11 protein-coding genes are annotated in these 12,554 nt (G+C 69.0%); 9 read left to right on the plus strand and 2 right to left on the minus strand.

All coding sequences use genetic code 11. The annotated features are described in order from the left end of the window. Nucleotides 1–181 precede the first annotated feature (181 nt). The 6 genes from eccD (at nt 182) to ACIOHC_RS40415 (ending at nt 7,425) form a co-directional block, all read left to right on the plus strand. Nucleotides 182–1,663 (plus strand): type VII secretion integral membrane protein EccD, encoded by a 1,482-nt coding sequence (gene eccD / locus ACIOHC_RS40390; protein ID WP_351084675.1) that lies wholly within the window; start codon nt 182–184, stop codon nt 1,661–1,663. 290 nt (nt 1,664–1,953) lie between these two features. After that, on the plus strand, nt 1,954–2,244 hold the full coding sequence (rpsO, locus tag ACIOHC_RS40395; RefSeq protein ID WP_351084700.1) for a 30S ribosomal protein S15: 291 nt from the start codon (nt 1,954–1,956) through the stop codon (nt 2,242–2,244). 346 nt (nt 2,245–2,590) lie between these two features. Continuing rightward, nucleotides 2,591–4,804: a polyribonucleotide nucleotidyltransferase gene (locus ACIOHC_RS40400; RefSeq protein WP_351084673.1), complete on the plus strand. Its 2,214-nt coding sequence runs from the start codon at nt 2,591–2,593 to the stop codon at nt 4,802–4,804. Next, nucleotides 4,801–6,180, plus strand: coding sequence for a pitrilysin family protein (locus ACIOHC_RS40405; protein WP_351084671.1), 1,380 nt, complete (start codon nt 4,801–4,803; stop codon nt 6,178–6,180). The genes ACIOHC_RS40400 and ACIOHC_RS40405 overlap by 4 nt, the downstream gene beginning before the upstream one ends. 21 nt (nt 6,181–6,201) lie before the next feature. After that, nucleotides 6,202–6,954, plus strand: a complete 753-nt coding sequence (gene dapB, locus ACIOHC_RS40410) for a 4-hydroxy-tetrahydrodipicolinate reductase (RefSeq protein WP_365693107.1) — start codon at nt 6,202–6,204, stop codon at nt 6,952–6,954. Nucleotides 6,955–6,966: 12 nt separating this feature from the next. Beyond that, the gene (locus ACIOHC_RS40415) at nt 6,967–7,425 is read left to right on the plus strand and encodes a hypothetical protein (RefSeq protein WP_351084667.1); all 459 of its coding nucleotides are present in this window, start codon (nt 6,967–6,969) and stop codon (nt 7,423–7,425) included. A 130-nt stretch (nt 7,426–7,555) separates the two neighbouring features. Here ACIOHC_RS40415 and ACIOHC_RS40420 read toward each other — a convergent pair whose 3' ends face one another. Together ACIOHC_RS40420 and ACIOHC_RS40425 are read right to left on the minus strand one after the other, a co-directional pair. Further along, a complete protein-coding gene (locus tag ACIOHC_RS40420) occupies nt 7,556–8,107 on the minus strand; it encodes a hypothetical protein (RefSeq protein WP_401846482.1) in 552 nt (183 codons plus the stop codon). Between the two features lie 94 nt (nt 8,108–8,201). Beyond that, on the minus strand, nt 8,202–8,441 hold the full coding sequence (locus ACIOHC_RS40425) for a hypothetical protein (RefSeq protein ID WP_365693109.1): 240 nt from the start codon (nt 8,439–8,441) through the stop codon (nt 8,202–8,204). Between the two features lie 186 nt (nt 8,442–8,627). Here ACIOHC_RS40425 and thyX point away from each other — a divergent pair, with 186 nt between their 5' ends. The 3 genes from thyX to ACIOHC_RS40440 all read left to right on the plus strand — a co-directional run bounded on the left by thyX (nt 8,628) and on the right by ACIOHC_RS40440 (nt 12,232). Then, nucleotides 8,628–9,365, plus strand: a complete 738-nt coding sequence (gene thyX / locus ACIOHC_RS40430; RefSeq protein WP_401846484.1) for an FAD-dependent thymidylate synthase — start codon at nt 8,628–8,630, stop codon at nt 9,363–9,365. 152 nt (nt 9,366–9,517) lie between these two features. Beyond that, complete coding sequence (dapA, locus tag ACIOHC_RS40435) at nt 9,518–10,417, plus strand: 4-hydroxy-tetrahydrodipicolinate synthase (RefSeq protein WP_401846485.1); 900 nt, start codon at nt 9,518–9,520, stop codon at nt 10,415–10,417. Nucleotides 10,418–10,546: 129 nt separating this feature from the next. Further along, nucleotides 10,547–12,232: a ribonuclease J gene (locus ACIOHC_RS40440; protein ID WP_351084656.1), complete on the plus strand. Its 1,686-nt coding sequence runs from the start codon at nt 10,547–10,549 to the stop codon at nt 12,230–12,232. The last annotated feature ends 322 nt before the right edge of the window (nt 12,233–12,554 follow it).

The raw sequence follows: 12,554 nt of genomic DNA on the forward strand, positions 1-12,554 counted from the left end.
CATCAATCCCTCGGTACGGACGGACGGAAGGCCGGCCGGACGTGCACCGAAGCCCCCGTGGCTGCCTGTGCTTGCGGACGTCCCTCCGCGAGACGGCGATCCTACTTGCAGATGACCTGCCCTCCTCCCGGTAGGGTGGCGCGCGCACCGTGCGCAACCGCGAATCAGGGGGACCAGACACGTGAGTTCGACCGCAGCGACGGGCTTCTGCCGCGTGACTGTCGTGGCACCCGACAGCCGGATCGATGTGGCCCTGCCGGAGGACATCGCCGTCGCCGACGTCTACCCGGAGATCCTCCGTCTCACGGGCCAGACACAGGAGGCCGGAAGTCCCACGGGGTATCACCTCGTACGCCGCGACGGCACGGTCCTCGACGGCGCGCGCACCCTCGCCGCCCAGCAGGTCCTCGACGGCGAACTCCTCAGCCTGCGCCCCTTCGCCCAGTCGTTGCCGCCCGCCGTCTTCGACGACGTCTCGGACGCCGTCGCCTCGGCCGTCACCCGCGACCGCCACCTGTGGAGCGATGAACTGCTGCGCGGCGCGGGCCTCGTCGGCGGTGTACTGCTGCTCGTCCTGATGGGCTTCGTGCTCTGGTTCGCCGACCCGGTCCGCCACGACATGCACAGCCTGCCCGGCATCATCGCCGGTTCCGCCGGACTCCTGCTGACCGCGTTCGCGGGGGTGCGTGCCCGGGTCTACGCGGACCGGGCCACCGCCGTCGCGCTCGGGCTCGGCGCGCTGCCCCTCGTGCTCATCGCCGGCTCCGGCATCATCGGCCCGGACGCCGGCCAGGGGCCCGGCAGGCTCCAGTTCCTCCTCGGCTGCGTCGCGGTCCTGGTCGCCTCGGTCACGCTGGTCGCCCTCACCCCGAGCGGCGACGCCCCGTTCGTCGCGGCGACCTTCCTCGCCACCGTCGGCACTCTGGCGACCTTCGTCGCGATCCTCACCGACGCGTCCGCCACCGAGACCGCCGCGGTCTGCGCTCCCGTCGCCCTCGGTATCGTCGCCTTCCTGCCCGGCCTCTCCGCCCGTTTCGCCCGGCTGCCCATCGGCTACGCCTCGCCGCACACCGCCCCCGGCGGCTACGACGACACCTTCGCCGACCCGAACGCGGAACCGCGGGCACAGACCACCCCCGTCGACGCCGACCGCATCGCGGCCCAGGCCCGCCGCGGCCACGAGATGCTGCTGGGCCTGGTCGGGGGCTGCGCCGCGGTCGTCGTGGGGTGCGCGGCCGTCCTCGGCTTCTCGGACAACGTCTGGGGGCAGTTCCTGGCGCTCGCCGCCGGACTCGCGATGCTGCTGCGCGCCCGCCTCTTCCGCTACACCTCGCAGGTCGCCTGCGTGCTGGTGGCGGGCCTCGGCGCGGTCGCCCTGCTCGTCCTCGGCCTCTCCCTCAATCCGCCGACGGACCTGTTGTTCGATCTGGTCCGGTACGGGGACCGCGGCTCCCTGGACATTCGAACGATCTGGCTCTCCGCGGCCGTGGCCGCCGGGGCCGCGCTGCTCACCGCGATCGGCCTGATCATTCCCCGCAAGGGCCTCTCGCCGTTCTGGGGACGTCTTCTCGACCTGGCCGAGAGCACCGTCCTCCTCTCCCTGGTCCCGCTCTGCCTGGCGGTACTGGACGTCTTCGCCAGGGCCAGGTCCCTGACCGGCTGAGCCCGGCCGGGCCCTGTCGCCCCGCCCGGCCGGAACCGGGCCGGCCGGGCGGGATCGGGCCTTCGACGTCGAGGACGGAGCGGCACGGACCGTTCCCGGGCACCGGACCGGCCCCCACGCGGCCCGCCCCGCAGGGGCTGGTACGCTGTGTGACGGCCGTTTGTGTACGCGCTTCCGGAACATCCTGGAAGCTGCGTCCATCGGACCCTCGCCCCCGAGTAACGGAAGACCCCCTGAGACCAAGACCAGGGGCACTCGTGGACGCATCGAACATCAAAGAGGAGTACCGCGTGTCGCTCGACGCCGCTACGAAGAAGCAGATCATGGCCGAGTTCGCCACCAAGGAGGGTGACACCGGTTCCCCCGAGGTCCAGGTCGCGATGCTCTCCCGTCGCATCTCGGACCTGACGGAGCACCTCAAGGTCCACAAGCACGACCACCACTCCCGTCGTGGTCTGCTGATCCTGGTCGGCCAGCGCCGCCGCCTTCTGCAGTACCTGGCCAAGAAGGACATCCAGCGCTTCCGTGCCCTGGTCGACCGCCTCGGCATCCGCCGCGGTGCGGCCGGCGGCGCCAAGTAGAACGCCGTGAAGGGAGCGGTTCCCACCACTGAGGGGGCCGCTCCCTTTGTTGTACGTACGATTGTGCGTACGTACGCATGTACGGGACGTGGCGGGCCTGCCCGCACGCCCGGAATGCCAAGCTGAGGCGAATCTCAGTAACCTGGTCGCAGAACGACCGGCAGAACGAACCACGGACGAGCGAGAAGCAGACCTCCCCGCCGCCGGTCCTCGGTAGTGGCCCCCGGACTCATCGACCCGGGTGCTTCGATCGAAGACCGGCCCGCCGATGGAGGGCTTCTCCGCTACCGTCCCCCGCCACACGGGCGTGGGGGCGAGAAGACGATATGTATCGGAGAAAACGCTAGTGGAGAACGAGACCCACTACGCCGAGGCCGTTATCGACAACGGAACCTTCGGCACCCGCACCATCCGCTTCGAGACGGGCCGCCTGGCCAAGCAGGCCGCCGGCTCCGCCGTCGCGTACCTGGACGACGACACCATGGTGCTGTCGGCCACCACCGCTTCCAAGAAGCCCAAGGACCAGCTCGACTTCTTCCCCCTCACGGTGGACGTCGAGGAGCGGCAGTACGCCGCGGGCAAGATCCCCGGCTCCTTCTTCCGTCGTGAGGGCCGGCCCTCCGAGGACGCGATCCTCACCTGCCGCCTGATCGACCGCCCGCTGCGCCCCTCCTTCAAGAAGGGCCTGCGCAACGAGATCCAGATCGTCGAGACGATCATGGCGCTCAACCCCGACCACCTGTACGACGTGGTCGCGATCAACGCCGCCTCCTGCTCCACGCAGCTGGCCGGCCTGCCCTTCTCCGGCCCGGTCGGCGGCACCCGTGTCGCCCTGATCAAGGGCCAGTGGGTCGCCTTCCCGACGCACACCGAGCTCGAGGACGCCGTCTTCGACATGGTCGTCGCCGGTCGCGTCCTGGAGGACGGCGACGTCGCGATCATGATGGTCGAGGCCGAGGCCACCGAGAAGACCATCCAGCTGGTCAAGGACGGCGCCGAGGCCCCGACCGAAGAGGTCGTCGCCGCCGGTCTCGAAGCCGCGAAGCCCTTCATCAAGGTCCTCTGCAAGGCCCAGTCGGACCTCGCCGCCAAGGCCGCCAAGCCCACCGGCGACTTCCCGGTCTTCCTGGACTACCAGGACGACGTCTTCGAGGCGCTCGCCGCCGCCGTCACGTCCGAGCTTGCCCAGGCGCTGACCATCGCCGGCAAGCAGGACCGCGAGGCCGAGCTGGACCGCGTCAAGGAGATCGCCGCCGAGAAGCTCCTCCCGGCCTTCGAGGGCCGCGAGAAGGAGATCTCCGCCGCGTACCGTGCGCTGACCAAGAAGCTGGTCCGCGAGCGCGTCATCAAGGACAAGGTCCGCATCGACGGCCGTGGCGTCACGGACATCCGTACGCTCGCCGCCGAGGTCGAGGCCATCCCGCGCGTGCACGGCTCGGCGCTGTTCGAGCGTGGCGAGACCCAGATCCTGGGAGTCACCACCCTCAACATGCTCCGTATGGAGCAGCAGCTGGACACCCTCTCCCCGGTGACCCGCAAGCGCTACATGCACAACTACAACTTCCCGCCGTACTCCGTCGGTGAGACCGGCCGCGTGGGCTCGCCCAAGCGCCGCGAGATCGGCCACGGCGCGCTCGCCGAGCGCGCCATCGTGCCGGTGCTGCCGACGCGCGAGGAGTTCCCCTACGCGATCCGCCAGGTCTCCGAGGCGCTGGGCTCCAACGGCTCGACGTCCATGGGCTCGGTCTGCGCCTCCACCATGTCGCTGCTGAACGCCGGTGTGCCGCTCAAGGCCGCCGTCGCCGGTATCGCCATGGGCCTGATCTCCCAGGAGATCGACGGCAAGACCCACTACGTCGCCCTCACCGACATCCTCGGTGCGGAGGACGCCTTCGGTGACATGGACTTCAAGGTCGCCGGAACGAAGCAGTTCGTGACCGCGCTGCAGCTCGACACCAAGCTCGACGGCATCCCCGCCTCGGTCCTGGCCGCCGCGCTGAAGCAGGCCCGCGACGCCCGCCTCCACATCCTCGACGTGATGAACGAGGCCATCGACGTCCCGGACGAGATGTCCCCGAACGCCCCGCGGATCATCACCGTCAAGATCCCGGTGGACAAGATCGGTGAGGTCATCGGCCCCAAGGGCAAGATGATCAACCAGATCCAGGAGGACACCGGCGCCGACATCACGATCGAGGACGACGGCACCATCTACATCGGTGCCGCCGACGGACCGGCCGCCGAGGCCGCCCGCGCCACGATCAACTCGATCGCCAACCCGACCATGCCGGAGGTCGGCGAGCGCTACCTGGGAACGGTCGTCAAGACCACCACCTTCGGTGCGTTCGTCTCCCTCATGCCGGGCAAGGACGGCCTGCTGCACATCTCGCAGATCCGCAAGCTCGCCGGTGGCAAGCGCGTGGAGAACGTCGAGGACGTGGTCGGCGTCGGCACCAAGGTCCAGGTCGAGATCGCCGAGATCGACTCCCGCGGCAAGCTCTCCCTGATCCCGGTCATCGAGGGTGAAGAGGACGAGAAGAAGGACGACGCCGCCAAGTGACGTCCCGTAGTTCCGCGACGACGGCCCGCGCCTCCTCGAAGGCGCGGGCCGTCGCCCGTACCCAAACGCTTCTCAAGGGCAGCAACGGCATCGGTACGGTCCGCCGTACCGTCCTCCCCGGCGGCCTCCGGGTCGTCACAGAGACCCTGCCCTCCGTCCGCTCCGCCACCTTCGGGATCTGGGCCAACGTCGGATCACGCGACGAGACCCCCACCCTGAACGGTGCGACGCACTACCTCGAACACCTCCTCTTCAAGGGCACCGCCAAGCGCAGCGCCCTCGACATCTCCGCCGCCATCGACGCGGTCGGCGGCGAGATGAACGCCTTCACGGCGAAGGAGTACACCTGCTACTACGCGCGGGTCCTCGACACCGACCTGCCGCTGGCCATCGACGTCGTCTGCGACATGCTGACCGGCTCGCTGATCACCGCCGAGGACGTCGACGCCGAGCGCGGCGTCATCCTCGAAGAGATCGCCATGACCGAGGACGACCCGGGCGACTGCGTGCACGACCTGTTCGCGCACACGCTGCTCGGTGACACCCCCCTCGGCCGCCCGGTCCTCGGCACCGTCGACACCATCAACGCGCTCGACCGCGGCCGGATCGCCCGCTTCTACAAGAAGCACTACGACCCCACCCACCTGGTGGTCGCCGCCGCGGGCAACATCGACCACGCCACGGTCGTGCGCCAGGTCCGCAAGGCCTTCGAGCGGGCGGGCGCGCTGTCCCGCACCGACGCCGTCCCGGTCGCCCCGCGCGCGGGCTCCCGCACCCTGCGCACCGCGGGCCGCGTCGAGCTGCTGAACCGCAGGACCGAGCAGGCCCACGTCGTCCTCGGCATGCCGGGCCTGGCCCGCACCGACGACCGCCGCTGGGCGCTCGGCGTGCTCAACACCGCCCTCGGCGGCGGCATGAGCTCGCGCCTCTTCCAGGAGGTACGGGAGAAGCGCGGCCTCGCCTACAGCGTCTACTCGTACACCTCGGGCTTCGCCGACTGCGGTCTCTTCGGCGTGTACGCGGGCTGTCGGCCCAGCCAGGTCCACGACGTCCTCAAGATCTGCCGTGACGAGCTCGACCGAGTGGCGTCCGAAGGGCTGAGCGACGAGGAGATCGGCCGCGCCATCGGGCAGCTGTCCGGCTCCACGGTCCTCGGCCTGGAGGACACCGGCGCGCTGATGAACCGTATCGGCAAGAGCGAGCTGTGCTGGGGCGACCAGATGTCGGTCGACGACATGCTGGCCCGGATGGCGCAGGTCACCCCCGATGACGTCCGCGCGGTGGCGGGCGAGGTCCTCGGACACCGCCCCTCGCTCTCCGTCATCGGCCCGCTCAAGGACAAGCAGGCCGACCGCCTCGACGAAGCGGTCTCCTAACTCCCCGTAAGGAACAGAGCAATGAGCAAGCTGCGCGTGGCCGTTCTCGGCGCCAAGGGCCGCATCGGGTCCGAGGCGGTACGAGCCGTCGAGGCCGCCGACGACATGGAGCTGGTGGCCGCCCTGGGCCGCGGCGACAAGCTGGAGACCCTCGTGGACTCCGGGGCCCAGGTCGTCGTCGAACTCACCACACCCGCGTCGGTGATGGACAACCTCGACTTCTGCGTCCGGCACGGCATCCACGCCGTCGTCGGTACGACGGGCTGGTCCGAGGAGCGGCTCGCGCAGCTGAACACCTGGCTCGCCGGCTCCCCGGAGACCGGTGTGCTCATCGCGCCGAACTTCTCCATCGGCGCCGTCCTCACGATGAGGTTTGCGGAGCAGGCCGCCCGGTACTTCGAGTCCGTCGAGGTCGTGGAACTGCACCACCCGAACAAGGCCGACGCCCCCTCGGGCACCGCGACCCGCACTGCCCAGCTGATCGCCGAGGCCCGGCGGAAGGCCGGCTGCGCCCCTCAGCCGGACGCCACCGCCACGGCCCTCGACGGCGCCCGCGGCGCGGACGTCGACGGAGTCCCCGTCCACTCGATCCGGCTGCGGGGTCTCCTCGCCCACCAGGAGGTGCTGCTCGGCGGCGAGGGCGAGACCCTCACCATCCGCCACGACTCCCTGCACCACAGCAGCTTCATGCCGGGCATCCTGCTCGGCGCACGCCGTGTGGTGACCACTCCGGGTCTCACGTTCGGCCTGGAACACTTCCTCGACCTGAACTGACTGAGCCCCGCCATGCGCGCAAAGATCACCTACTTCGTCACCGCTGCCGTCCTGGTCTTCTACTTCGCCCTGGTCGGCAGCCGTGGCGTCCTGCTCATCCGGCACGGCACGCTGCTGACGGTCGCCTTCGGGGTCGCGGTGCTGATCCTGCCGGTGATCGGTGTCTGGTTCCTCTGGAAGAACACCCAGTTCGTGGCGAGGGCCAACGCGCTGGCCGCGGAACTCGACGCGGAGGGCGGTCTGCCGGTCGACGAACTGGTCCGCACCCCGTCCGGCCGCATCGACCGCGCCTCGGCCGACGCCGTGTTCGCACGCCGCCGTGAGGAGACCGAGGACGCTCCGGACGACTGGCGCTGCTGGTTCCGCCTGGCCGTCGCCTACCAGGACGCCAGGGACACCCCTCGGGCCCGTAAGGCCATGCAGCGGGCCATCGCCCTGCACACGAAGGCCACCCGGCCCAGCACGTCCTGATCCGGGCGGACGGGGCCGACCGGCCGCCCGATCCGGACGCATCGGCCCGGATCAGGTGGCCGGTCCGCGGTCGAGGACGTCCGGCGACTGGGGACGGACCGGTTTCCGAACGGCCCCGTCGCCCCGCGCCTCAGTCCCGTCGGTACTCGTCCCCCCACGCCTCGACCGTGTCGGCAGCACGGTCGAACGCCTCGCCCCGCGTCAGGAAATCCGCGTTGCTGTCGGTGAGCAGCGGCGGAACGGCCTCGCCTCCCCGGCGTACGACGATCAGCGCCTGGCCCTGTACCGTGCGCGGAAATCCGAGCCACTTCACCGGCTGCTGCACCGTACGCACGGCCGCGACCTGGTCCCACGGCACGGTCGTCGTCGTGATGAAGCCCACCCGGCGCACGCCGTGCCGGCTCACCCAGGCGCCGACCCGCAGCAGCCGCAGGGCACAGGCGATGACCACGAGGGCCAGTCCCAGGCAGACGGCGGTGCCCGGTACCGCCCCGGCGAACGCGATGATCATCCCTGCGAACAGGATGAACGAGGCGAACAGCAGCAGGAAGGCCGCGGCCGCGACCCGCCAGGGCCCGGGGCGGTACGGGCGCCGCCAGTCGTCGTGGTCGTCGAACGGCAGCGCGATGTCCTCGGCGCTCGCGTCAAACGCGCGGTCGGCCGTCAGAAAGGGCAGGGGCACGACTGATCCTCACTCACAAGCACGCTCGATTGCTGTGCCCGGTGAGGCTATCGAGGAGATCACCGACGGGACCACCCCAGGGGGGCCGCGCGGGTCAGCTCCCGTGCGAGGCCTGGGTCTGCTGGATGTCCGACGGGCCCTGGGCGGGGCTCAGGGCGGGCAGGCCGAGGATCAGCGACCCCACGAGGCCCGCGACGACCGTCAGCCCGATGAGGGAACGCCCGGCCAGCTGAGAGACGCTGCTGCGCTCCCGTGGGGGCGGGGTGACGTTACTGCGGAATCGGTCGGCCTCGGCCACGAACGAGAACGGGACGGATTCACGCCGGCGGAACATGAGGTAGCTCTCCTTGAACTCTGTTGCGGATGCTGCTACTGAGTCAGACGCACGGCAGGCCCGTTCGGTGCCCCGAATCGCCGAATTCGTCGAAGAAATCCCTGGACAGCCCTTCCTGCCCTCGTTGTCAGTGGCGGCCCGTAGAGTGGGCGCCGCCCGAGCGACGCAATTGGAAGGACCCCGCCGGTGACCGAGACCCTCGAGCCCGCAAAGCCCAGCTTCCGCAGCGATGTCACCGTCGACCTGGTGAAACACGCTGCAGGCGACTCCGACGTACTGTTCGCGGCCCGTGTCTCCACGGCCGGTGAGCAGTCCCTGGAGGAGGTCACGAAGGACCCTGAGCGCTCCAAGGGGCTCATCAACTTCCTGATGCGTGACCGGCACGGCAGCCCGTTCGAGCACAACTCGATGACCTTCTTCATCAGCGCCCCGATCTTCGTGTTCCGCGAGTTCATGCGTCACCGTGTCGGCTGGTCGTACAACGAGGAATCGGGCCGCTACAGGGAGCTGGAGCCCGTCTTCTACGTTCCGGGGGAGTCCCGCAAGCTCGTCCAGCAGGGCCGTCCCGGCAAGTACGAGTTCGTCGAGGGCACCCAGGCCCAGCAGGAGCTCACCGGCCGCATCATGGAGGACTCCTACCGCCAGGCGTACGAGGCGTACCAGGAGATGCTCGCTGCGGGAGTGGCCCGCGAGGTCGCCCGCGCGGTGCTCCCCGTGGGACTGTTCTCCTCGATGTACGCCACATGCAACGCCCGCTCGCTCATGCATTTCCTCGGCCTGCGCACCCAGCACGAGCTGGCGAAGGTGCCGTCCTTCCCGCAGCGCGAGATCGAGATGGTCGGTCAGCAGATGGAAGAGCACTGGGCCCGGCTCATGCCGCTCACCCATGCAGCCTTCAACAAGAACGGACGCGTGGCCCCGTAAGCGGTGTCCGTATTGCGGCGTTTCGTGAAGTTCATCTAGGCTGATCAAACGGACCCGGCACTGCTTGAACCCCCGAGCAGGCAGTGCCGGGCTCCTCTTGCGTGTCCCCCCGAGGGGGCACTCGGCGCCGAGCAACGAGTAGCGTGTTACCCATGGCTCCGATCTCCACTCCGCAGACCCCCTTCGGGCGGGTCCTCACCGCTATGGTCACGCCTTTCACGGCGGACGGTGCACTCGACCTCGACGGCGCCCAGCGGCTCGCCGCCCATCTGGTGGACGCAGGCAATGACGGCCTGATCGTCAACGGCACCACCGGCGAGTCCCCGACCACCAGCGACGCGGAGAAAGACCAGCTCGTACGGGCGGTACTGGAGGCAGTGGGAGACCGGGCCCACATCGTCGCCGGCATCGGCACCAACGACACCCGGCACAGCATCGAGCTCGCCCGCACGGCCGAACGCTCCGGTGCCCACGGCCTCCTCGCCGTGACGCCGTACTACAACAAGCCGCCGCAGGAAGGTCTCTTCCGCCACTTCACGGCCATCACCGACGCCACCGGTCTGCCGGTGATGCTCTACGACATTCCCGGCCGCAGCGGTGTGCCGATCGACACGGAGACGCTGGTGAGGCTCGCCGAGCACCCGCGCATCGTCGCCAACAAGGACGCCAAGGGCGACCTCGGCCGCGCCAGCTGGGCGATCACCCGGTCCGGCCTCGCCTGGTACTCCGGCGACGACATGCTGAACCTGCCGCTCCTCTCGGTCGGCGCCGTCGGCTTCGTCTCCGTCGTCGGCCATGTCGTCACTCCTGACCTGCGCGCCCTCATCGAGGCGTACCTCGGCGGCGACGTCCAGAAGGCCACGGAGATCCACCAGAAGCTCCTGCCGGTCTTCACCGGCATGTTCCGTACCCAGGGAGTGATCACCACCAAGGCCGCGCTGGCGCTCCAGGGCCTCCCCGCAGGCCCGCTGCGCCTTCCCCTGGTGGAACTCACCCCGCAGGAAACGGCGCAGCTCAAGATCGATCTCGCCGCCGGTGGGGTAGAGCTGTAACCACAGACTTCACAACTGAATAAGCGAAGAACACTCGCAAGAGCGACATCACAGACAACAGCAAGTGCACGAATGACATGCGCGCCACGTGCCCAAGCGGTACGTGGCGCGCGTGGTAAGGAGAGTCTTTTGAGTCATCCGCACCCCGAACTCGGCACCCCGCCGAAGCTCCCGAAGGGCGGCCTCCGTGTCACCCCGCTCGGCGGCCTCGGTGAAATCGGCCGCAACATGACGGTATTCGAGTACGGCGGCCGCCTGCTCATCGTCGACTGCGGCGTGCTCTTCCCCGAGGAGGAGCAGCCCGGGATCGACCTGATCCTGCCGGACTTCACCACGATCCGGGACCGTCTCGACGACATCGAGGGCATCGTCCTCACGCACGGCCACGAGGACCACATCGGTGGCGTCCCGTATCTGCTGCGCCTGAAGCCGGACATCCCCCTCATCGGCTCCAAGCTGACCCTCGCGCTGATCGAGGCGAAGCTCCAGGAGCACCGCATCCGCCCGTACACCCTCGAAGTCGCGGAGGGCCAGCGCGAGCGCATCGGCGTCTTCGACTGCGAGTTCGTCGCGGTCAACCACTCGATCCCGGACGCGCTCGCGGTCGCCATCCGCACCCCGGCGGGCATGGCCGTCGCGACCGGCGACTTCAAGATGGACCAGCTCCCGCTGGACGGCCGGCTCACCGACCTGCACGCGTTCGCCCGGCTCAGCGAGGAAGGCATCGACCTCCTCCTCTCCGACTCGACCAACGCGGAGGTGCCCGGCTTCGTGCCGCCCGAACGGGACATCTCCAACGTCCTGCGCACGGTCTTCGCCAACGCCCAGAAGCGCATCATCGTGGCGAGCTTCGCCAGCCACGTGCACCGCATCCAGCAGATCCTCGACGCGGCCCACGAATACGGCCGTCGGGTCGCCTTCGTCGGCCGTTCCATGGTCCGCAACATGGGCATCGCCCGTGATCTGGGCTATCTGAAGGTCCCCGCGGGCCTGGTGGTCGACGTCAAGACCCTCGACGACCTGCCGGACGACGAGGTCGTGCTCGTCTGTACGGGATCCCAGGGCGAGCCGATGGCCGCACTCTCCCGCATGGCCAACCGCGACCACCAGATCCGGATCGTGCAGGGCGACACGGTGATCCTGGCGTCGTCCCTGATCCCGGGCAACGAGAACGCGGTGTACCGCGTGATCAATGGCCTGACGCGCTGGGGGGCCAACGTCGTCCACAAGGGCAACGCCAAGGTCCATGTCTCGGGCCACGCCTCGGCCGGCGAGCTGCTGTACTTCTACAACATCTGCAAGCCGAAGAACCTGATGCCGGTCCACGGCGAATGGCGCCACCTGAGGGCCAATGCCGAACTGGGTGCTCTCACCGGCGTACCCAAGGACCACATCGTCATCGCAGAGGACGGCGTCGTCGTCGACCTCGTCGACGGCAAGGCCAAGATCGTCGGCAAGGTCCAGGCAGGTTACGTATACGTCGACGGCCTCTCGGTCGGCGATGTCACCGAGACCTCCCTCAAGGACCGTCGGATCCTTGGTGAGGAGGGCATCGTCTCCGTCTTCATCGTGGTCGACAGCTCCTCCGGCAAGATCACGGGCGGCCCGGACATCCATGCCCGTGGCTCCGGCATCGACGACTCGGCGTTCAGTGCCGTCGTGCCGAAGATCGAGGAAGCGATCAACAGGTCCGCCCAGGACGGCGTGATGGAGCCCCACCAGCTCCAGCAGTTGGTTCGCCGCACGCTGGGCAAGTGGGTCTCCGACACCTACCGTCGGCGACCGATGATCCTTCCCGTCGTCGTCGAGGTCTGACCCCGACAGGCGCGAACTCCGGAGCGGGGCCCCCGATTTGCATCGGGGCGCCCCGCTCCAGTACGTTTACGGCTCCGCCTGACCGGGAAGCACCGCGCACACTCGTGTGCAGTGGTCACTCCGAACAGGGCGGGAATTCCGACTCAGAAGTTCTGATAAAGTCGGGTCCGCCGAAAGGCAAGGCCACTCCAAAGGTCACCGGAATTCAAATTCGAACCGGAAACGGCGAGAAAAGAGTCTGGTAAGGTTGGAATCGCTGGAAAGGGAAACGCGAAAGCGTGGAACTGGAAAGCGGCCCCGCTTCGACCGGGAATCGGACACG

Origin of the sequence: Streptomyces sp. NPDC088252 (genome assembly GCF_044740965.1) — a bacterium.
Classification (GTDB): Bacteria; Actinomycetota; Actinomycetes; order Streptomycetales; family Streptomycetaceae; genus Streptomyces.